Source organism: Megasphaera stantonii (genome assembly GCF_025567065.1).
In the GTDB taxonomy this organism is placed as follows: domain Bacteria; phylum Bacillota; class Negativicutes; order Veillonellales; family Megasphaeraceae; genus Megasphaera; species Megasphaera stantonii.
Window position 1 is genome coordinate 19,543 of sequence record NZ_JAOQKD010000022.1, and the last position, 21,321, is coordinate 40,863.

20 protein-coding genes are annotated in these 21,321 nt (G+C 47.2%); 10 read left to right on the plus strand and 10 right to left on the minus strand.

What is annotated here, in order from left to right:
- Window positions 1–45 precede the first annotated feature (45 nt).
- The 10 genes from OCV58_RS10140 to OCV58_RS10185 all read right to left on the minus strand — a co-directional run bounded on the left by OCV58_RS10140 (window position 46) and on the right by OCV58_RS10185 (window position 9,698).
- The gene (locus OCV58_RS10140; RefSeq protein WP_154877760.1) at window positions 46–1,404 is read right to left on the minus strand and encodes a filamentous hemagglutinin N-terminal domain-containing protein; all 1,359 of its coding nucleotides are present in this window, start codon (window positions 1,402–1,404) and stop codon (window positions 46–48) included.
- Window positions 1,405–1,597: 193 nt separating this feature from the next.
- Window positions 1,598–3,229 (minus strand): ShlB/FhaC/HecB family hemolysin secretion/activation protein, encoded by a 1,632-nt coding sequence (locus OCV58_RS10145; RefSeq protein WP_267312885.1) that lies wholly within the window; start codon window positions 3,227–3,229, stop codon window positions 1,598–1,600.
- A gap of 484 nt (window positions 3,230–3,713) precedes the next feature.
- Window positions 3,714–4,088: a helix-turn-helix transcriptional regulator gene (locus OCV58_RS10150; protein WP_154877762.1), complete on the minus strand. Its 375-nt coding sequence runs from the start codon at window positions 4,086–4,088 to the stop codon at window positions 3,714–3,716.
- A gap of 185 nt (window positions 4,089–4,273) precedes the next feature.
- Window positions 4,274–4,492, minus strand: coding sequence for a hypothetical protein (locus OCV58_RS10155; protein WP_267312886.1), 219 nt, complete (start codon window positions 4,490–4,492; stop codon window positions 4,274–4,276).
- A gap of 90 nt (window positions 4,493–4,582) precedes the next feature.
- Window positions 4,583–4,825 (minus strand): hypothetical protein, encoded by a 243-nt coding sequence (locus OCV58_RS10160; protein ID WP_154877764.1) that lies wholly within the window; start codon window positions 4,823–4,825, stop codon window positions 4,583–4,585.
- A 296-nt stretch (window positions 4,826–5,121) separates the two neighbouring features.
- On the minus strand, window positions 5,122–5,475 hold the full coding sequence (locus tag OCV58_RS10165) for a type II toxin-antitoxin system RnlB family antitoxin (protein WP_154877765.1): 354 nt from the start codon (window positions 5,473–5,475) through the stop codon (window positions 5,122–5,124).
- A gap of 27 nt (window positions 5,476–5,502) precedes the next feature.
- On the minus strand, window positions 5,503–7,011 hold the full coding sequence (locus OCV58_RS10170) for a ribonuclease H1 domain-containing protein (RefSeq protein WP_267312887.1): 1,509 nt from the start codon (window positions 7,009–7,011) through the stop codon (window positions 5,503–5,505).
- A 259-nt stretch (window positions 7,012–7,270) separates the two neighbouring features.
- A complete protein-coding gene (locus OCV58_RS10175) occupies window positions 7,271–7,492 on the minus strand; it encodes a helix-turn-helix domain-containing protein (RefSeq protein WP_154877767.1) in 222 nt (73 codons plus the stop codon).
- On the minus strand, window positions 7,479–7,700 hold the full coding sequence (locus OCV58_RS10180; RefSeq protein WP_154877768.1) for a hypothetical protein: 222 nt from the start codon (window positions 7,698–7,700) through the stop codon (window positions 7,479–7,481). Before OCV58_RS10180 ends, OCV58_RS10175 begins: the two co-directional genes overlap by 14 nt.
- A gap of 12 nt (window positions 7,701–7,712) precedes the next feature.
- On the minus strand, window positions 7,713–9,698 hold the full coding sequence (locus tag OCV58_RS10185) for a MobA/MobL family protein (RefSeq protein ID WP_267312888.1): 1,986 nt from the start codon (window positions 9,696–9,698) through the stop codon (window positions 7,713–7,715).
- Window positions 9,699–10,138: 440 nt separating this feature from the next.
- Here OCV58_RS10185 and OCV58_RS10190 point away from each other — a divergent pair, with 440 nt between their 5' ends.
- The 10 genes from OCV58_RS10190 to OCV58_RS10235 all read left to right on the plus strand — a co-directional run.
- On the plus strand, window positions 10,139–10,897 hold the full coding sequence (locus OCV58_RS10190) for a VirB8 family type IV secretion system protein (protein WP_232818749.1): 759 nt from the start codon (window positions 10,139–10,141) through the stop codon (window positions 10,895–10,897).
- The gene (locus tag OCV58_RS10195; protein ID WP_154877770.1) at window positions 10,887–11,708 is read left to right on the plus strand and encodes a TrbG/VirB9 family P-type conjugative transfer protein; all 822 of its coding nucleotides are present in this window, start codon (window positions 10,887–10,889) and stop codon (window positions 11,706–11,708) included. The genes OCV58_RS10190 and OCV58_RS10195 overlap by 11 nt, the downstream gene beginning before the upstream one ends.
- Window positions 11,708–13,069, plus strand: a complete 1,362-nt coding sequence (locus OCV58_RS10200; RefSeq protein ID WP_154877771.1) for a TraB/TrbI/VirB10 family type IV secretion system protein — start codon at window positions 11,708–11,710, stop codon at window positions 13,067–13,069. The genes OCV58_RS10195 and OCV58_RS10200 overlap by 1 nt, the downstream gene beginning before the upstream one ends.
- Complete coding sequence (locus OCV58_RS10205; RefSeq protein ID WP_154877772.1) at window positions 13,062–15,509, plus strand: type IV secretory system conjugative DNA transfer family protein; 2,448 nt, start codon at window positions 13,062–13,064, stop codon at window positions 15,507–15,509. The genes OCV58_RS10200 and OCV58_RS10205 overlap by 8 nt, the downstream gene beginning before the upstream one ends.
- 28 nt (window positions 15,510–15,537) lie before the next feature.
- Window positions 15,538–15,804, plus strand: coding sequence for a hypothetical protein (locus tag OCV58_RS10210; protein WP_267312889.1), 267 nt, complete (start codon window positions 15,538–15,540; stop codon window positions 15,802–15,804).
- A 9-nt stretch (window positions 15,805–15,813) separates the two neighbouring features.
- The gene (locus OCV58_RS10215; protein ID WP_154877776.1) at window positions 15,814–16,812 is read left to right on the plus strand and encodes an ATPase, T2SS/T4P/T4SS family; all 999 of its coding nucleotides are present in this window, start codon (window positions 15,814–15,816) and stop codon (window positions 16,810–16,812) included.
- A 95-nt stretch (window positions 16,813–16,907) separates the two neighbouring features.
- Complete coding sequence (locus OCV58_RS10220; RefSeq protein WP_154877774.1) at window positions 16,908–17,306, plus strand: TrbC/VirB2 family protein; 399 nt, start codon at window positions 16,908–16,910, stop codon at window positions 17,304–17,306.
- A gap of 3 nt (window positions 17,307–17,309) precedes the next feature.
- Window positions 17,310–17,576, plus strand: a complete 267-nt coding sequence (locus OCV58_RS10225) for a VirB3 family type IV secretion system protein (RefSeq protein WP_107195581.1) — start codon at window positions 17,310–17,312, stop codon at window positions 17,574–17,576.
- A 42-nt stretch (window positions 17,577–17,618) separates the two neighbouring features.
- Window positions 17,619–20,168, plus strand: a complete 2,550-nt coding sequence (locus OCV58_RS10230; protein WP_154877775.1) for a TraG/VirB4 family ATPase — start codon at window positions 17,619–17,621, stop codon at window positions 20,166–20,168.
- Window positions 20,169–20,239: 71 nt separating this feature from the next.
- Window positions 20,240–21,321 (plus strand): ESPR-type extended signal peptide-containing protein (locus tag OCV58_RS10235; RefSeq protein WP_267312890.1); only part of this gene is annotated, 1,082 nt, incomplete at its 3' end.

Genomic DNA, 21,321 nt, shown 5'->3' on the forward strand with positions numbered 1-21,321 from the left:
TATCCGACACAATGGCCAAGTGCCGGATAGGAACGGCAAAATTTTTTACACTTCTATTACTTCTTTATCGCACATAAGCAAAGAATCACGGGTTGTAATCGACGTATCGCCGCCGCTGGCAATTATCCCTGTCAAGGGCATGGAGCCGGCATCTATGGTCAGATTTCCAACAGCAGTCACCTTGCCTTTATCGGTAATCAAATCATTCGTGACCGTAAGGCTGGCATTAGCCTGGGACGAGAACTCGCCGCTTTTACTAGATATGCTGTCTGCTGCGACCGTCATATCGCCGCCGCTGACGATCTGGGCATTGTCATTGGTAATCACAGGCGCATGAAGTGTCAGTGTTCCGGTCTTGTCGATCTTACCGTCCCGGCTGACGCCGGCGCCTACTACTGCCGTATTGGTAAGCCCCTGCTCGGCATGAATGACAGCATTGCCGCCACTGGCAAGGGTTTGTTCATTTAAAACGTTCCCTGTTGTATGCACAGACAGCGTATCATCGCTATACATGGCCCCGGTCTTGGTAATATGCAGGCTGCCGTCGTTATCGAGGGCTAAGGCCTGCGTGGCCGACACCGTACCGGCTACGTTTACGCCCAAACCCTTTTCCGTGCCAACTAACGTAATCTTATTAGCATACATACCTCCGATAGCCGCCACATCCAGGGCAACGGCAGGCTGTTCTCCCTGACCAGTAATCGCCGTGGCCTTTAAATCGGCATAGTTCACATCATTCGCCCCGGTAATCACGTTGGCCTGATTCGCCCATACGCCAGCATTCACTTCTACGGCACGGGCCAAAATATCCACGCTGTCCGTTTGCGAGGCATCCAGACCGTTGCCATTGATAGATACGGTTCCGCCGGTAATATGCAGGCGGGACAGGTTGTTACTGCTGTCATACACCGGCTTGCCCGTTGTCAGCATGGCCTGGGCCGTATTGATAAACCCGCCGCCGTTCACAGAAATGCCGTTCGGGTTGGCGATCACGACGCTGGCCCGGGCGCCTGCGACTTCCAAAAAGCCGTTCAGCGCTGTTGGATTCGTACTAGTAACTTCATTGACAATAATCTTGGCCTGGCCTCGGGCAATATTCGGGTTTCCTTGGATATAGCCTGCCAACTGGGTGTTGACGACCGTATGGGAGTTATTTAAAATCGCGCCTTCTTTGGGTACATTAAAATTGCTGTACTGGTTAATGGACACGCCGCCGGCAGAAGGTCCGGCAATCTGCACGAGAGGAATACCGTTAGCCGTCTGCTGTACTAAAGGCTGACGGGATGCAGGAGCGTTCGTATCCGGCAAAATCGGCGCCGTAGCCGCTAGTACTGAGTCCATACCGAATAATCCTAATAACAGCCATGCCGTAACTTGTTTTGCAAGACGATTTTTATGTTTCATATGTGATTCCTCCTCGCCAGCTGGTCGTGAGTCCACCCAAATCCAGAACCTGCAGCTATAAAACAGAACCTCTATATCATTTTAGATATGTATGATTTCAATCTTACAAGAATGCCTATACAAAAAAAGGAATGAATAATCAATGAACATTCATAGAACATTCATATGCTGCGTCAGGTTACCCCCCTCCACGTTAGAAGCGCCAGCTAAGCGTAAAGCCGCTGGTTACATGCTCCGTATGATAGCCGTCGGGCTTATAAATAGGAAGCCCTGCAAAGACATCATACGAAAGACCAGACGAAAAGCTGCCGCGCATGCCAACCACGGCGCCGGCTATATTTTTACCGACCAGATCTTCCGTACTGGGGCCATACACTTTACCGACATCAATACCGATATATACGTCGCTGTGCAGCTGCGGAATCGAGGATGCCACCTCGTTGCGCAAATACCATCCGCTTTCGCCCATAAGAGTATATTCGCCGTCAAAACCGCGCACCGTGTAACGGTTGCCCATGGAAATCATATCTACGCCGTACAGCCTGTCGCCGGCCATGGTCCATTGGCCATGAAAGGATGCCGTATATACGGCAGGCCGGTGCCCCATCGTGAAGGGATGTTGGTAGTCAAAATCAAACAGCCACATATGATACCGCGTTTTTGGCCCGTCGGCATAGTCATTTTCCGGCATAGCACCGAACCAGCCCAGGCCCATGCGATGGCCTACGCGGCCGTATACGGTATAATTCTGTCCGTATAACACCTTGGATATCCCCAATTCCAGCGCCGTCGTATGCAGCGTCTGAATGGGGATTTCCACATCATTGATGAAATTATGGGAATTTCGTTTGCGAAGGCTCACGTCGAAACTGGCCTTGCTTCGCTGATCCCGGCTCATGAGGTGTTCCCAGGTCAACGTCGTTACATCTGTTTCGCCGCCGCTGATGAAGTCATAGGGAATACTATGCACGGTCTGGTGGTACTTATATCGGTAGTATGAAATGGAGAAGGTTTCCCGTCCATAGGGAATCCGGTAATATATATTTTGGCTCCGCGTTCCCCGTTCATATCCATCCATAGCCCCATCGCCGTTCAGTCCGATTTGCAATAAGTCGTTGGCATAGAAAGGACTGTCAATCGCAATATTCGCATTTAACTGCAAACGCCCCGTACTGGAAAGCCCGGAGTCATCGACAGAAATCAATCCATGAACCGGCTTCGTCCGCTTGACAGTGAGCTCAATATCACTCATACCGGCTTCCGCCGCAGGGAGAAGGCGCATAGATACAGTCTGCGACGATACGCCCTGCATCTGTTCAAGCCCCTGTTCCAACTTGCGGACATTCAATATATCTCCTGGGCGACAGGGAAACGCCGTGCGCCAAGTCATGTCATGGCTGTCTTTGCTGTAGATAAAGTCATGAATCCGCCCCGCTTGCACGGCCAGCGTCAGCACGCCGTGTTCCAGTTTTTGCTCCGGTATGGTCACGCGGCTGGTCGCATATCCTTTATCCAGCAATGCCTGATTCAGCTTACGTGCCGTTTCATTGATAGTCGCTAAGTCCATTTCACGATGCTCAAATTCTGCGGCTTTATCCCAAAGAAACGCAAATTCCGGTTCCATACCTTCTAAGCGAATCTGGCGGATATAAAAGGACGGACCGCCGGGCGCAATCGGCTTGGATTCCTCGCGATCCGGGATGCCTTCTATTTCCACTCGTTCCGGCCGCTGCAGCCGTTCGCTGCGCGCTTCATCAGCCCTGCGCGCCTGCTCCAGCTGTTCCTGCTGCGTCATCGGCGATACAGGCGCCGCCTGTACCGCCATACTCCCTAGCAGGGCTATACTACAAACAAGTGCCAACTGGCGCTTTGTTTTACTCATCCGCTACCATCTCCAATGCCATGTACACGTTCTGTCAGAGGGTTACCCCCCTCCCTTTCAGTTTCATTATACGCCTGATACGTTTAAATTTTCAATCTTTTTAACACTAATTTAGTGATTTTTATTAACAATGTATCTCAATAAATCGCTATGTACTTTAAGTTAACTATCATTAAATTTAATTTATTCAAATTGCTGAATATGCCATAAAAACCGCAGCTTCCTTATGCTACGAATCTTTCCCTATGAACGTATTGTCTTTTACAATTATTTGATTTTTGAAATATTCTATCATTTTTAAGAGCTGTTTTTATTGCCAATTCATAAATATAATTTACAGGCAAAAAGCAAGAAAGAGTGAGTCCGTATTCACTCTTTCTGTAGTATAATTTTTATGATTCAATAACGCACATTCTCGTATAACTGCTTACGCTTTATCTCTAGCACCCCCAATTTTCATTAATACATCCATCCAAATACGGGTTTCTTCGTCTCCCCATTCATACGCTACTAAAAACTCAATTGGAATATAAAAGAGCTGGGAAAACAACCACACACACCGAAGGCTGGGATAATACCGCCCTTTTTCCATTGCATTGATGTACTTCGGATTTAAACCCAATAAGTCAGCACACTGTTTCTGATTTAGCCCATATATTTTTCGAACTACTATAAGATTTTTTCTTATCCGTTTCTGTACTTCCCTCCATTGCAAATCACTTACATCAATAGTTGTATCTTCCGAATAATACGCTCTTGCCGCCTTGCGAGCCATCTTAATAAATGTCCGTTTTGCTTTCATACTGATCCGCTCCTTTTTTAGTTATGGCGTTTTTTAGGACGGCAAGGCCGTATCATATACAAAACAGCCAGGCAAGGGCGGCTATAGCCGTACTATTTACCCTTTCCTGGCTGTCTTTGTATATGATAGTATTTTTTTGCCTAAAAAAAATACTATTAGGTCTTTTACCTAATCGTATTTTCCATCTACGTATGAGATATCGCATGAATCATCAAATGGACAGTACTGTTTGCGATTTCATCTATATTCTCTGCCGCTATGATATGGCTGTATTCACTTATATTTGCCAATAACTCCTTCTTGTCTGCAAATACATGGTAATTTGCAAACCCTTCTGATTCTGCATATGCTGTTAAAGCAAATCCTACAGTATCACTAGGAGCAAAGATAGCTGCATTTTTCAACACACATACCTCCAGTTATTTTTTAGGACGGTTATAAGACTTCTATATGCAATTCTTACCTGATTCGCTGTCGTCTTAACTATAGCATGATCACCATGACTGGTCAATGTAGATGTTATTGCAATCAATATCAATGACTAAAGCATTATCGGGTATATGTATTTCATGTGGGTATTCCTGTAAACGGTACCCAATAACGCCGCATTTCAATTTATGATTCCAAAATAAGAAGGACTTCGCTGTCTTATCCATGATTTCCAACACGCGTGATCCATCCAATACTTCTTTTCGCTCCTGATGGGTAAGCATTCCCCAGAATATATTGACTGCCATAGTTTAGACTCTTTTTTTTACTATAGCATCCAAATCAGTAAGAAAAATGAGAGCCGGATTAAAATTCAATTAAAATAATGGCAGATGATAGGCATCACATAGCAGCTTTAATATTTTTCATGGCTTATCGTACGCCGTCGCACATAAATATTGATCTTACTTCTAAGAAATCAAAGTTCTATATCTGCATACCTCCTGTATTTCTTTGCAAAAATGCCAAATAATGAATTAAAAAGAGGTTAAAATACCTCCTCTCAAACTGAGAAGAGGTAAATCGAACTAGGAATTTATGGATTTTAGCAGCTTAACAATGCATCTTGCATTGCACTAGATAACATGGAATTAGGAAGGATATTGCTTCTTTGTTTTATAAAAAAATTGGCAAGTCTCATGATCTCTTCACTAGGAATAATATATTTACTGGTATTCCATAGAAGTATCCCATCATCAGTTACATCATACATTACAAATCTATACTGGTTTATTCCTACTTTCAAAGCCAAATCAACTATAATCTTGCGTTGAATTCTATCATGGGGATAAATACGAATGTTTGATAAACACTTGCGCAAAGAGGTCTCGTAATCAAGAATGGTAATAATACCAAGATAATCCTTATCTGTAATTTGATTATACATCATTTTTTCCATTACGCTACCTCCTTTCAAACTCTTTATCTATTTAAACAAAATATAATACTGATCTATAATAGCTAAACCATCTTTCAATAACACCCTAGCAGTAGCGATATCTGTAATAACTGCGGTATCAATATCACTGGCCGACCAATGAGAGTACGGATGTCTAACACTATTGTATTGAGTATAAAGTCTATTCAAATACCTCAACTGCTGCGGGGATAATAAATTTTTACTTCTATTATTACATTCATATAATCCATCAGAATTTTTAGAAAAGAAAGAAAAATAATTTTTTCCTGTATTAGTTTCAGTATCTAGTCCCATGAGATCCCCAAGTATCCTATGTAGATAATACTCATATGCTCTAAATATAGGGGTGACTAAACAAGTATAATCTGGCATATAGCCAGTAAGCAACGTATTGTAAACCGCAGATAAAAGATTTGTATAGTGTTTTGGAAAATTGCAATCATGCCTATAATGAGGTAAGACTTGTTCGAACTGTGTTTCAACTTCATTTTCCTCAATAGTCAACGCATGATAACAGTTCAATGTTTCAATTACGGTCTGTTGGCTTTCTAACAATGCAATTGCAGTAGCTATGATTTTCTGAAATAATACGGTTTGTTTCCCTTGAACATAAGATTTCGAATTTCGATAACAGTTTATGACAACTAAACTTCTATCTTGTGTAACTCGGATCTTCTCTCTTGTTCCAATAGTTTCCTGAGTAAAAATAATAGAAGAGATAGTTTTTTCATCAGCAAGTCCTGCATTCTCCTCATTGATGCATTCAATTATTGTTTTCCAATCTGATACACTATATCCAACAAAATAAACCGATCCATCATTATAAGTTTTATACCCTTTAGCTAACAAAGCATTTCTAGCAATAAAATCAGCTTCTTCGTTATATTTAATTCCAGCATGCGCAGGGACTTTTATAAACTCAATTTGTAAAATTTTTCTTTTTTCTTGACAAAACGAAACATACCTTTTAGTAAGATCTTTTGTAGCAGTCCATTGGCCTGTAACCCATTTCTCTATACCTTCATAGTCATAATAAATTGTAATTTTTGTTTTATTATACTTGATGGCCCAATTAATTACTTCTTTTACTCCTTCCAGTTCGGCAGCAACATTTCTGAATGAAATAAACTCCTCACTTTCATTGTTTCTTGTAAAAGCCTTATATAATATATCTTTATTACCATTCTGACTAAATATAATTGCACCAAAAGCAGATTTTTCTCCAGTTTCATTGCAACTACCATCAACAAACGCTACCACTTCAGTCTCACTAAGAGCTGAAATCTGATCTTCCGCTTGAGCGTTTAAATCAGTACTATTGATGGTAGTCTCCGGCAATATATGAGAAGTACCTTCATCTGTTTCTCGAAGATATTGTTCTGCTTCTTCCAATGAAAAAAACGCTTTATATTCTGCACCTGAAACTCCATCCGTTTGAGCTTTACATTCATCCCATGTACTATATATTCCAGAACTTCTCCCAGTCTTTACTGCATAGTATTTTCTTTTAGCCATAAACTTACACCTACTTATTATTAACGGCGTATTATACCACTTATAATGCAAAATTACAACCATTTTTTCTACAAAAAACAACTCATATTAAACGTATCTTATACATTAAAGTTATAAATAATCCTGATTTCTTGTATCTTCCGGCTCCCCACCTCTTTGACTTTATAATCAGTTTTTTCGGTATTTTATCAATATATTCTTAAAACAACGCTTTTAATCTTATTATATTATAGCATACACATAGTCATCTACCAGATAATTATTCGAGATTCCTCAGCCTAATCCCCAGAAAATAATCCGTGCTAACCTTATAATATTTTGCAAGGACAATTAATTTTTCAATCGGTATCATCCGCTTACCCGACTCATACAATGCGTAGCTTGCCTGGGAACAGTTCAGGACCGCAGCTATGTGTTCTTGCGAATACTTCCGTTTCAGCCGGCAGCGCTTTAATCGCTGCCCAATTTCATCTTTCAACATGATTCTTTCTCCCTAACGCTGCAATACATAAAACGGCTTCGTAAAAACCCCTGGCTTCCATTGACATCAATGCGGCCGGCGCATTGATTTGTACATAATCATGACGGTTCAGCCAATGGCTCAGATACTCTGCCGTCAGACGGCTATGACCCAGTGTCCGGATAATGCTCTTTTCTTCCTCTGTCAGTCTAATTTTACGCGGTTCCATCGTATCACCTCGCTATAAACTCCAGCCCTTATACATTTCTTCTTCAACCCGTTCGGCTTCATTTTTCTTTTGGTACGGATCGCTGTCATCCCACCATGCATGGTACCGGGCTTTCGTATCATCTACGGCTTTCTGCAGCATGTGCTCCAGCTTATCCGTAAACTCTGCACGGCGCTTTAGCTGCGCATTCCGTGCAGCCTTGCCCCCGGGTTCCATAGCCGTTTTTCTCTGACGGATACCATACATACGTACTGTCCCGTCTGTTTTCTCTACGGCGGTTATATCAAATCCCTGCGGATGATCCGCAGGCTGCACCGTTACCATGTACAAGCGCACCTGCCCCTTTTTCACCGTATCGCCTATCATGACGGCTCCTGCCTGCGCTGCCTTTCCCTGCTCCAATTTGAGATCGTCAATGACGGCATACGCTCGGCCTTCATAGGCACGGATAGGGCAATCTTTTACAGCTTTTTTGCCTTCAACCTGCGAGCTGCGCAATACCACGTTATGCAGGCTGTCACAATAATATAAGTGGTCCATCGGGACGTTCTTCTTCAGCTCTTCAGCCTTGCCGGCGAAGAGCTTTTTTTGTTTCCGGGCGATCATAATCTGGCGATATAGTTTTTTCCCTTGATTCAGCACTTGCTCATTACTTTGCTTAAACGCTAGGACTACCTGCTCAATCGCTTCCCTGTTGGCCTGAATTTCCCCTTGATACCGCTGGAAATCTGCTTCTAAAGCCTGTTTCCTGCGTATCAGCTGTGCATACTGCGTTCGCAGCGCTTCGTTTTCCTGGCGAGTACGGGCCAGCTTATAATATTCGTCCGCAACGGGCTGGATCTGCTCTTCCAAACGCTTACGCTGTCTCACTGTATTCCAGTACCCCTTGCCGATAACCTTTTCAATCGCCATGGGCCACATATTGTCTTTGGCAACCATCTGCTTCTGCAGCTGCTTGTACTCGGCAAGATGCCGGGCTTCTTTTTGGGCAAACGCCTCCTTCTTTTCCATCAGGGCGTCATACACGTCGGCAGCCGTCACCGTAACCGGCTGGGCTTCTAATTCTTCCGCAGCTCGTTCATCCAACGCTTCGGCAATAAAGGCTTCCCGTTCACGGATTTCTTCCCGGCGGATACGTTCCTGTTCCCGTCGGATTTCAGCGATGACTTTTCGCAATACAGCATCTGTCGCAAACATGACAATCTTCTGCTCGGCAATCGAATCCTGCTGATCCGTCTCGTCCATTTCATCGGTAGTACAAGTCGGGTCATCACACTGGGACTCTATTTCCCGTTCTCGCTCGCGGATTTTTTCTATCGTCTTTGGATTCCGGTACGCATCACCCAAATGAGGCGCCGGTATCCGGTCCAGGAGGGCTGCTTCGTCATGGCGCCCCTGCTCTATCAAATCGTCGCGCTGCGCCTGAAGGGATTTTTCCGAAACCGAAATCTCCATACCGGCGGCCTTGAATCTCGCATTTACCATGTCAGCCCACAGTTTACGCATAGCACGTGTACCCTGAACAGACTGATAATACCGGTCCGCGCGGTATCCGGCGCACGGATTCCCCTGCTGATCCAGATAATAATGCTTAAAGTACATCTCTTGTCCCAGCGGGCGGTCTTTCTCTATGGTCTTTTCGCAAAACATAATATGCACATGAATATTGCGGTGGTCTTTGTCAAAGGCCGCCGTTTTATCATGCACGGCATAGGAAAACGCATGGCGCTTGCCGATGCCGGTTCTATCTAAAAATTCTTCAACGAGGGCTATGTTATCGGACAGGGACAATTCTTCTTGCAGGGCTAACCGGATTTCCCGGTATGCACGGCCGTTTGCCTGGCGTTTTTCCTCAGCCGTTTGCCAGAACTGGCCGGCATGGGCTGCCCAGTCCGGCATATTCCCGCTGCGAGAAAATACCAGGTCTTCTTCACGGCCCTTCATGTTGGCATAGCTGCCTTCCCGGCAAATATATTCGTAGTGCGCTACTGTATTCACTTTTGTACCATCCGCGCGCGTTGCGTGGGGTGTATTCGAAAAATAATAAAGCGCCATGTTTTCCCGCCCTGGTTTTGCCAAAAAATTTTTAAAAAATTTTATATTTCTGTTTTTCAGGCCAAACTTGGCCTACGCCGCAGGCGTCCCGCGCAGCGGGTTCTTTCCGCTTGGCGGAAAGCGCATAGCTAAATGTCAGGGACATTTGCGTAAATGCGCATCCCCTTGTTTTTCAAGATTTCCTCTGCTTGTCATTATACCATTTCCACTCTTATTTTTGTACTATTTTTTATTACTAAATTTCCAAAATATTTTATTAGTATCTGTAATGAAACAGCTTATTTAAGCTATTTATAAGCATTTATTGCTATTTACTTTGTAGTATTTTCATGATATTTTTAACACAACAAATCAATAAAACCTATGAAAAAGGAGGCTTATATATGAACCCACTCCGACGCCGCCCGGACCACAGTGCCCCGCCGGACGGAAACGCCGCTGACATCTTTGAAAAAGGGCCGATGAAACCCTACAGCGACGATCTTCTAAATTTCAAACAACAGCGCGATACGGCATTTTGGCTTATGAAAGCCTGTATTGTCATTATTGGCATCTGTGTCATCGTTACTGTCCTTATTGCCACCACGTATAACTACAAGACGTATGTCGTCCGCGTAGATAACGCCACCGGTCAGGTAGAAACCGGCGGAGAGCTGAAAGCCACAAACTACTCCCCACGGGAAGCCGAAATCAAATATTTCCTCACGAACTTCGTCGCCGATACCCGGACGGTCCCTCTCGATCCGGTCCAATACAAAAATAACGTAGACCGGGCCGCCCACTATCTCACCACACAGTCAGCCAACAAGCTGGCAGATATGCTGAAAAACGACGATCCGCGGGCAAAGCTGGGCAAAATGACCGTGCAGCCTACGATCCGCAGTATCCAGCTGCAGCCCGGCTCCAAGGGAACGTATCAGGTGCGTTGGTCTGAAGAAGAGTATTCCCTCTCCGGTTCCTCGACGCATCGGATTAATAACTACGTTGCGCTGTTTGCCGTAACTGTCGATCCGCCGACCAAAGAAGCCGAGCTCCTGATTAATCCGCTTGGATTGAAAATCAAGGATCTCACCATGTCCATAGAATCGACATCTAAAGCGCCGACACCAGCACTGCAGGGAGGAACCAGCAATGAAACTTAAACAAACCGCCCTCCTGGTTGCACTGACCTGCTGTATATCCACAGCTTTTGCCGCTGACGAAGCCAAGTCTACATACGATACCAGCGACGGCAGCTGTTCGGCCGCCAAAGTGGTATACGAGTATAAGCCGGACAGTTTGTTCCGTGTCAACGTGCAAATGGGTTATGTCACAGATATAGCTTTAAAACCGGGCGAGACCATTACGTACCTTGGCGCCGGCGATACTAAGCGCTGGCTTATCGACCAGTCTTCCGTCGGCTCGACATCCCATATCTATATCAAACCGCTGGCAAAGAATATCGCAACCAATATGATTATCAATACTAACCAGAGAACGTATCGCCTGTATCTCGTATCCGTGACATCCAACTATACGCCGATCGTGGAGTTCTCTTTCCCGGACGAAGCTTTCCAAAAAATGATGTCGCGTCCTCTGCCATGGAAGAGCAAAGAAGAAAAGCTATTCTATGACATCTATATGGAAAAGAAAGACGGCGCCTATGCCTTAAAAAAGCTGAACCGAAAATACAAGGTCAAAAAGCACGGAAAATTGGAAAAGACATTGTATCCTGCCGAAATTTTTGACGACGGTACGAGGACATACATCCTCATGCCTCAGTCCAATAAATACGATTTACCGGTGTTATACAACGTCGATTACGAGAACAAAATGACCCTCGTAAACTATCGCATCAAAAACGGATATATCATCGCCGACAGGGTGTTCCGCAAAGCCCGCCTTTGCTATACCCCGAAAACATACCTGGACATCCTGCCGTCTGACGTGCTGTACGGAGGTGCAGAAAACTGATGGATATAAAATATTTCATCTCAGATTTACTAGAAAACCTAAAAAAACGCTTTAGGAAAACGAGTTCGGAAGAAAGCGACTGGAACACGGACTATGAAACGTCGTTTTATCAGCAGGACTATCCCAATGGCAAACAAGATATACCTACCGGCGCCCGTCCCCAGAATCCGGCAGACGGAGAGCTCTATATACCGGACGATGAAGAAGACGAAGGAAGCCGTGCCGATCGGCTGCGCAAAAAACATATCCTGACAGCCGGCGGCATCGTGGCCTTTATCGCCGCGGCCTCTATGGCCTATACCACGCTGGTACCGGATACGCCGGATGCATCGAAACAGCAGCAGCCGCAGGAAACTACCGTATCGGCCCGGGCAGGCAACAAAGACTTGCCCAGCAAGTATAGCGACATTGCAAAATATCAGAACAATCAAAAACCAAAAGAAAAAGATTCCAAGGGAGGGAATACAGCTGCAAAATCCCATGCGGCGCCAACGGAAAGCCAGCCCGTTGCCGTACGGCGCAGCCGTGCAGCCAGCAGCTCTTCTGCATCGGCGTCCCCGACCGTAACATCTGCCCACCAGCCAAGTATTTCTGCCGAACAGAAAGCCGCTTTGCGGGCGGCTGCCGAAGCACAGAAAGCCGAAGAAGAAGCCATGAACAGCTCTATCGCATTTAAAGTTGCCGCGGCAGTAACCAATGTCGTTACCGGCACCGCTACTGTACAGGCCGCAGAACCGCAGCCGGATGAAAATTTGTTTTATGATGCCGGAGATGAAACGAACGGCCAGTATGCCCTGCAGGCAGGTTCCGTTATCCCGGCAACGCTCCAGACCGGCGTATCCAGCGACATGCCAGGCGGCGATGTCGTAGCCCTGGTACGTCAGAACATTTATGACAGCCTGACGGGCACGCATCTGTTAATCCCTCAGGGCAGTAAAATCATCGGTACGTATGGTCAGGCTGGCGCACGCGGCAACAAGCGCATTGGCGTCATCTTTGAACGCATCATTTTACCGGACGGCTCGAGCTTGGAACTGCCCGACCAGAAAGCTATTGACGGCACGGGTACGCCGGGCCTGATCGATAAATACACCACCCACTCGTCAACCTTGTTTAAGACCGCTTTTATGACAGCCCTTCTCGGCGCCGCCGCCCAGTCAGCGACAGGCAATACCAGCGGCGATGACAACCGAAGCCCGGGCCAGGAAGCCGTAGCCGGCGCCGTTGCCGAAGTTATGGAAACGGCCAGCGACCTTATCGACCGCGACGCCAATATTGCGCCGACCATCACCATTTCTCCTGGCTATCAGTTCAATATTTTCATTAACCAGGATCTCCTGATTGGTGAGTACATTGAGTAGAATTGCACTCTTTTTCTGTTGCCTGCTTCCTGCCGTCGGCGGCAGCTGGATGGGGACGCAGAAATTTGCACAGTTGATTCAGTATGATACGCAGTTTCTCGGAACTCCGTTGCTGCAGTTTGGCACAACAACGCTGTATGCGCCATGGAAATTGCTTACGTGGTACGGCATGTACCGTGCCTATGTTCCCGGTCTTTTTAAAGACGTCATGCTGTATCCCATCGGCGGCTTGATTTTGTCCTTCGTCCTACTCGTTATCTTTCGCCCGCAAAAGCAGCTTACCAGTCACGGCAGCGCTCATTGGGGCGCATACAAAGACCTGGTAAAAATGGGCCTCATTTCCGGCTCCGGCGTTGTCGTAGGCCTCTACGACAACAGCCTAATCCGGAATGCTACGGCCTTGCTCCGATACCTGGAAAACAAGAAAAACGAGTCCGAGAGCTACGGTGAAATGACCTTTGACAAGCAGCTTGAAAAAGAACGGGCCCGTCACGCACAGTCCCTGGCTAAGCTCACCTTTCAAAAAGACATGGCAGCCCCAGGAAGCAAACCGTCTGTGGCCTTGGAAAAGGAAATAGAAAAACACCGTAATTGGCTGGAAAACCCGCCAGCATATAAGCCGAAAAAATGTTCGTCGGCGTACCTTTGGAAACGCTTGTATGATGCAGCCTTTGGGATTTATACCAAACTCCCGCACTTTTACTTGAGGGATAACCAAAGCCGGCACGTTTTACTCGTCGCCCCAACCCGATCCGGGAAAGGCGTCGGCGTTATCGTCCCAACCTTACTAGGAGGCTGGAAAGAATCGGTCATCGTCAACGACATCAAATCGGAAAACTGGGGGATCACAGCAGGATACCGGAAAAGAATGGGCCAGAAAGTCATTAAATTCGAGCCAACCTGCGCAGACGGTTCCAGCGCCCGCTGGAACCCGCTGGACGAGATCCGGATCGGCACGCCTGAAGAAGTATCGACAGCCCAGAACATCGCAAATGTCATCGCAAATTACGAAGGCAAAGAAAATGCCGACCACTGGATTGCCAACGCCGCCAACGTTATCTCTATAGTCATCCTCCACTTAAAGTATGCCCACTGCACAGATAAGCTCCATTACCCCAATCCACCGAACCTGTACACCGTTGCCAGTTTCCTCAAAGCAGCGGCCGCTCCTACGGTACTTGAAGACGGCACCATCGACGATGCAGAATACAGCGTGCAGGATTTTGTCACGGCCATACAGGCGCTTCAAAACTATGAGCATGTGCCGAGAGAAGGCATCGACATCGAGGAATGGGATATGAAACAGCAAGCTTACGTCACCCGGCACTTTACGCCGGACGACCTGCACCACATGTACCCGGACGATTTTATTGGTCCCTCAGAAGCGCCGTACACCCATCCTATCATCAACCGCGGGTTTATCGAAATTGCAAAAAAACCGGACAACGAGCTGGGCAGTATCATTTCCACGGCCAATACAGCCCTCAAAGAGTATTTGGACCCGGTGCTTACGATGAATACACGGTGCAGCGATTTCTGCATCGACGATCTGATGAAACATCCCAGACCCGTATCACTGTACCTTATTACTCCTCCAAGCGACCTCCTGCGTATGTCCCCTATTTTCCGGCTCTTTTTTGAACTGATGGTAGGACGCCACACGAAGGAAATTGCGGAGTACAAAAACGGCAGGGCTGCCAAACCGGCATACCTGCATAAATGCCTGCTCCTGATGGATGAATTTAACAGCCTGGGCAACCTCAAGCGTTTTGTCTCAGCTTTTGCGTTTACGGCGGGGTTCGGAATGAAAGGTTTTCTCGTCATGCAAGGCCTGGATCAGCTATTTAAAACATACGGAAAGGATAACGAGATCCCCATGAACACTAGCCTTCAGATCTTCTTTTCCCCAAACGAAGACAAAACGGCCGCGTACTTGGAAAAAAATCTCGGCAACCAGACCATCATTGCCGAATCCATTTCCGATACGGGGCAATGGTTTAGGAAAAACATTTCACGGAGCGAGATTTCCCGTCCCCTTATGACGGCCGAAGAAACGCGGCGCCTGGGTGACAACGAAATCATTTTTGCCCAGAATAACCCGCCCATTTTAACGCAAAAAATCCGTTACTACGAGCAGGATTTCTTTACCCGCAAACTGGCGGACGCTCCCTACGTCAGCGACGTGCTCCGTACCGGCGGCAGAGCCGAGACCATCAATGCCAACCCGCGACGGGAAGAGCGTCTTGCACAGCGCCGCCAGAAGCTCAAAGAAACATACGGACTAATCCAAGAGAAAGAAGGTGAAACCTATGGTCTCTCATGTCAAACTCCAACAGCTCATGAGGAAACAGGAACTGCTGAACGAACGGCGGCGGAAACAGGAAGCAAAACTCCGGGAATCCATCAAAGCGACCAGCAGCGAGCTGAGGGACATCAATAAGCAAATCGAGGAAGAAAAATATGCGGTCTTGATCCGGCTGCTCCGGGAAACGGGCTTACCGCTGGATAACACACCGCTTATTATCGGCATCGCTCTGGAAGCAAAAGACATGATGGATTCTACCGATGAATCTGTAAGGACTGCCGCCATCAATAAATACACAGACCGCTATCTGGCGTTCCAGGAAACCCGGCAATCGGTACAGCCCGCGCCGCAATGCGTACCGGCAGAAGCCTCCGAACCGGCAAATCCTCCAGCGGACAGCCCGACATTGTACTACGAGGAGATGGGCTAATTGGCAGATATGATCAACAGCTCTCTGCAATCCTTGTGGGGCAATGGGATATCAGAGCTGATGGAACGCAAAGACATTACCGAAATCTATGTCAACGACGACGGCTATATCCGGTATCAGTCCTACAAAGAGGGAAAGGTTAAAACGAACATATACCTGTCATCCGACAAGATCCAGGCTATTATCGAAATACTTGCCGGTCAGGTAGGTAAAGTCGTCAACGAAGACATTCCCAGTATTTCTACCGAAATCCGGGGATACGGGGCCCGGTTTCAGGGCGAGATCCCGCCCATTGTCCGCAATCCCCAGTTCAACATTCGTAAAAAGGCCGACAGGATTTTTACTCTTGCTGAATACGTCGCAAACGGCACCCTCACTCCATATTACAAGGACTATATCGAAAAAGCCATTGCCGACCGCAAGAATATCCTCATCGTCGGCGGTACCGGTACCGGAAAGACGACGTTCCTCAACGCCATATTGGAAGCTATCGCCCGGATCTCTCCGTATCATCGCATCATCTCACTCGAAGACCTGCCGGAACTGCAGTGCCCGGCCGACGACTACTCCCCTATGTTTACCAAACAGGAGACAAACAGCCAGGGCCTCAAATACAACATGACCCGATTGCTGGCAGACTGCATGCGAAGGTCTCCTGATAGAATCATCGTCGGCGAAGTCCGGGATGGCGCCGCGTATACCATGTTGAAAGCCTGGAACACAGGACATGAAGGCGGCGTTTGCACAGTCCATGCCAACTCTGCCGAACTTGCCCTTACCCGTATCCGCAGTTTGGCCCGGGAAGATCCAGACGCAGCCGGCGACATCAATGACCTGATTGGCGAAGCCATCGACGTCGTTATCAGCATCGTCCATACCGACCTCGGCGGCGGCCGGAAAGGCCGCGTCGTCAACGATATTATCGAAGTCAAAACCTATGACGACGTAAGACAAGAATTTGTTCTCCGTCACGTACCAAATAATACTGCGCTGAAAAGTGCTATATAGTGCTATTTCGTGCTTATTTGTGTCAAAACGTATCGTTTTAGCACAAATTATGCTTTTACATCATATCCAACTTGTTCTTAAAGGAGGTTTTCTCAATGCACACCAACACCCTGCACTTATTCATTGTAAAGCAGAAAGCTGCCATGCAGCGCCGCTATCTGTACAAGGTAGCCGGCCTGTCTTTATTCCTTTCTACGAGTCCTATCTTTACCTTTGCCAGCGATGTCGGCATTACCGATACAGCCGACGTTGATTCCTGGCCTTGGACAAAGTTTTTAAACTCCCTTGCCGATCAGCTTACCGGCCCCCTGCCTACGACACTTGGCATCATGGGGATCGCGGCCGCCGCTATCGCCATGTTTGCCGGACACGGCGGAGCGGGTACACAAAAATTTATCATGCTTGTCTTTGCTATCTCCATCTGCTTATTTGCACCGAACTTCGTAGAAATTATTACGGACAGCGCCGGCGGCGCCACCATTTACGGGGTATAAGCCATGGCAACAGAAGAAATCCCCGAAGGCTACGAAGCGCCGTTACACAGAAGTCTTACAAAGCCCCTGTATTGGGGCGGCGTCCCCCGTAATATTCTGCTGCTTGAGGTACTCATCGGCGTCCTGGGAGGCATCATTTTAAAGACCTTTATCGTCCCCGTCTTGGCCGTCGGCGTACATTTTATCTTTAGGTACCTTGGTACGCAAGATCCATATTTCTTAGACGTGTTCTGGCGCGGCAAGGATTACGAAAGTTATTACGAACCCTAACTCATCAAATCATAGCAAATTACTACATCAGGAGGTGATATCTTGTTTGGATTTGCAAAAAAGGCAGCCGCCGCTAAGAAAGCCCTCGAAAAGCATGAGGCAGCGTATACCAATAAAAACGGGGTTTTTACCCAACGTTCTCAGCTCGAAAGCCTGATTCCCTGGGTAGCCATCGATCCGGACGGGAAAGACGACATCAATCTCGTTTATAACCACGATTACGCATTATTCACAGTCTTTAAGTTCCGCGGCCCCGATATGGACAGCGCTACCAAGACGGAACTCATGCAGTTTAATTACCAGTTAAACAACGTTATGAAATCCCTGCCGACCGGATATGTGCTGTATTTTGACGCCCACCGGCATTTTGCGACAGACTATGACTCGTCGGATATGCCGACGCCCCTCACGCAGCTGATGGACGACGAACGGCGCGATTACTACGCCAGCAAAGTCCATTTTGATACAGACTACTATTTCGTCGTTTATCAGGCGCCGCCAAACTTCATGGCCCGGAAGTTTTTAGATTTCTTTGTTGAAAAGAGGAAAAATACCGCAAAGTTTCAAGCGAATGGGCGTTTGTATTTCGAGTACATCGACAAGTTTCGCGACCGGGCCATGCAGATCAGCAATATGCTGGCTCTCATTTTTAACCGCAACATGGAACAGCTCAACTGCGAGGAAACCTTGACCTACCTGCATTCACTTGTCTCTGACCGGCGGTTTGCGGTAAAGCCGAATCCCATGCGGTTTATTAAAAACTACATTACAGACGCCGGATTTATCGGCGGCCGCAATCCCCAGCTCGGCAGCAAGCATATGAAAATCATCACGATTTTAAATTTCCCGCCAGTCACGACACCCGGCGTCTTTGACGCCCTGAACGCCCTCAATATAGAGTACCGCTGGGTCAGCCGGTTCATCTGCTTGTCCCGCACGGACGGCATGGAAGAACTATCCCATTACGTCAAACTGTGGGGACAGCAGGTGAAAGGCTTTTTTACCTATATCAGGGAAGCCATCACCCAGACAGAGCTGCAGGGCGCTATCGACGAGTCAGCTGTAGACAATAAAGAGGACGCCATGGCAGCCCAGCGCGAACTCGGCGCAGACTTCGTGAGCTATGGCTATTACACCATGACGCTCATCGTCATGGACACGGATAAACAGGCCTGCGCAGACAAAGCCAATCGCCTGTTGGAAACGTTGAACAGCCTGGGGTACACAGGATTTATCGAAACGGAAAACTCCGTCGAAGCCTGGCGCGGGACCCTGCCCGGCTGCTACAAGTGCAACATCCGGCGGCCTATCGTCAGCAGCTTAAATTTTTGTCATATGGCCCCGACCACAGCCGTGTGGTCTGGAGACAAAAATAACGAACACCTAAAGGGGCCTGTCCTGCTCTACACCGATTCCAGCGGCTATACGCCGTTCCGGCTCAGTCTCCATGACGGAGACGTAGGGCACACGCTTATCGTCGGACCGTCCGGTTCCGGCAAATCCGTACTCCTGAACACCCTTGAAGCGCATTTCCAGAAATATGCCAACTCCAACGTGTTTATCTTCGATAAAGCAGCATCAAGCCGGGCTCTAACCTACGCCGTCGGCGGTCACTTTTATAATTTGGCCGCAGAAGGTATGCAGGATTTATCCTTTCAGCCGCTCGCGCATATTGACGATGAAAAAGAGATGAAATGGGCTAAGGAATGGATCATGGCATACCTCGTCCAGAAAAACGTTACGGTAACGCCGCAGGAAGAGATTTACGTCTGGAACGCCTTAAAAAGCCTTTCCGTCATGCCGCAGGAGCAGCGGACGCTGACAGTTTTCACCGAATTTGTACAATCCCACGAAATTCGGCAAGCACTGCAGGCGCTTACATCAAAAGGAAGCTACGGGAAACTCTTTGACAACAATAAGGAATTTTCCGGCACCGGCAGCTGGCAGGTGTACGAAATGGAAACCCTCATGGGAACGCCGGGCATTGTGGCGCCGACGCTCGACTACTTGTTTCACCGAATCGAAACCCGTATCAGTAAGGCTTCCGGCCCAAGCCTGATCGTACTCGACGAATGTTGGCTCTTTTTAGACAATCCTATCTTTCAAGCCAAACTTAAAGAATATTTTAAGGACATGAGAAAAAAATATACGTCCATATGGATTGCAACGCAGCAACTGTCCGATATTGCCAGTAAACCGGCTCTCATGGATACGGTCAATGACCAGTGCAAACACAAGATATTTCTACCGAATGGCAACGCGACGAGCGATGCCAATAAGGATTTATATCGTATTTTCGGCTGCAATACCCGCCAAACGGAAATCATCTCCAAGATGACGCCCAAACAGGATTACTACTATTCCGACCGGAATAAGGGAAACCGCCTGTTCCGCCTGGCCCTGCAGCCCTCTGAACTCCCCTTTGTAACAGCTACTAGCAAAACCGACCAAATCAAGATGGATCAGATTATCATGGCCGGCAAGCAGGATGACTTCATCCATGAGTGGCTGAGTTATAAAAACGCCGATGAGGAATGGAAAAAATACCAGTCATACCAAACACGGTACGCTTCCTCTTCCCCATCCCACTGAGGACGGTGATATGCACAGACTTATTTTCTTCTTAATGTTTATCCAATCTTATAGAAAGGATGATTTCACACATGAATAAGATTTATAAGGTCATTTATTCAAAAGCAAAGAATTGCTATGTAGTCGTGTCTGAATTGGCTAAAAGTAATGGTAAGCAAAAATCAAAAAATATGTCCACCTTGCTAAAAGCTTCTGTTTGTGCAGTACTAATTACTGGAGCTAATAGCGTAACAAATGTATATGCAGCTGATTATGGCACAGGTATGCCTGGTACTATTATGGGCGATTCATTAGATTTCGTTTCTAGCTTTTTAAAAAATCCTGACGTAATTTTAAGTGATAATACTGCACCAGATTTTTCCCGGGAATTTGCTATTAAAATTGTGGGTGCCGACAATGGCCGTAGTTACCTATACTATACTCCTACAGATAAAGAGATTGGTGGCAAACATTTAGATGGTGGTGCACTCTACATTTTTCGTAGCGAAAGTGGTACATCCGGCGGTGGTGACAGTGGTTCAACTACTTGGAGTGAGAAGACAGTCGAAAAACTCACAGATGATGCCCAGAGCTTCTTTACCGGCGGTGGATCATCTGGAACGATTGAAGGAGATCAAAGTGTTGGCGGTAACCAGACAGTCGACGGGTCCCAAACCGTAAATGGAGGTCAGACCGTTACAGGGGGCCAAACCGTAAATGGCGATTCCACAGTTAACGGCAGCGAACACGTTACTGGCAATGAAACTGTCGATGGAAATCAAAATGTCGGGGGTAACCAGGATGTTACCGGTGATTCCCACGTTGGCGGTAACCAGACTGTTGATGGTTCGCAAACAGTTACCGGCGGCCAGACCGTAACCGGTGGTCAGGAGGTTACAGGCGATCAGACGGTGACGGGCGATTCTACGGTAAACGGCGACCAGCATGTCACCGGCTCTACTACGACCGACGGTGACCAGAACGTTGGCGGTAACCAAGATGTTACAGGTGATTCCCACGTTGGCGGCAATCAGACCGTCGACGGCTCGCAAACTGTAACTGGCGGCCAGACGGTAACCGGTGGTCAGGATGTCACGGGCGATCAGACGGTTACGGGCGACTCTACCATCAACGGCGATCAGCATGTCACCGGCTCCACCACGACCGACGGTGA

Coding starts and splice junctions, on each gene's coding strand:
- OCV58_RS10140 (WP_154877760.1), bottom strand. CDS start 1,404: ATGAAACATAAAAATCGTCTTGCAAAACAAGTTACGGCATGGCTGTTA.
- OCV58_RS10145 (WP_267312885.1), bottom strand. CDS start 3,229: ATGGCGGTACAGGCGGCGCCTGTATCGCCGATGACGCAGCAGGAACAG.
- OCV58_RS10150 (WP_154877762.1), bottom strand. CDS start 4,088: ATGAAAGCAAAACGGACATTTATTAAGATGGCTCGCAAGGCGGCAAGA.
- OCV58_RS10160 (WP_154877764.1), bottom strand. CDS start 4,825: ATGGCAGTCAATATATTCTGGGGAATGCTTACCCATCAGGAGCGAAAA.
- OCV58_RS10165 (WP_154877765.1), bottom strand. CDS start 5,475: ATGGAAAAAATGATGTATAATCAAATTACAGATAAGGATTATCTTGGT.
- OCV58_RS10170 (WP_267312887.1), bottom strand. CDS start 7,011: ATGGCTAAAAGAAAATACTATGCAGTAAAGACTGGGAGAAGTTCTGGA.
- OCV58_RS10175 (WP_154877767.1), bottom strand. CDS start 7,492: ATGTTGAAAGATGAAATTGGGCAGCGATTAAAGCGCTGCCGGCTGAAA.
- OCV58_RS10180 (WP_154877768.1), bottom strand. CDS start 7,700: ATGGAACCGCGTAAAATTAGACTGACAGAGGAAGAAAAGAGCATTATC.
- OCV58_RS10190 (WP_232818749.1), top strand. CDS start 10,139: ATGAACCCACTCCGACGCCGCCCGGACCACAGTGCCCCGCCGGACGGA.
- OCV58_RS10195 (WP_154877770.1), top strand. CDS start 10,887: ATGAAACTTAAACAAACCGCCCTCCTGGTTGCACTGACCTGCTGTATA.
- OCV58_RS10200 (WP_154877771.1), top strand. CDS start 11,708: ATGGATATAAAATATTTCATCTCAGATTTACTAGAAAACCTAAAAAAA.
- OCV58_RS10215 (WP_154877776.1), top strand. CDS start 15,814: ATGATCAACAGCTCTCTGCAATCCTTGTGGGGCAATGGGATATCAGAG.
- OCV58_RS10220 (WP_154877774.1), top strand. CDS start 16,908: ATGCACACCAACACCCTGCACTTATTCATTGTAAAGCAGAAAGCTGCC.
- OCV58_RS10225 (WP_107195581.1), top strand. CDS start 17,310: ATGGCAACAGAAGAAATCCCCGAAGGCTACGAAGCGCCGTTACACAGA.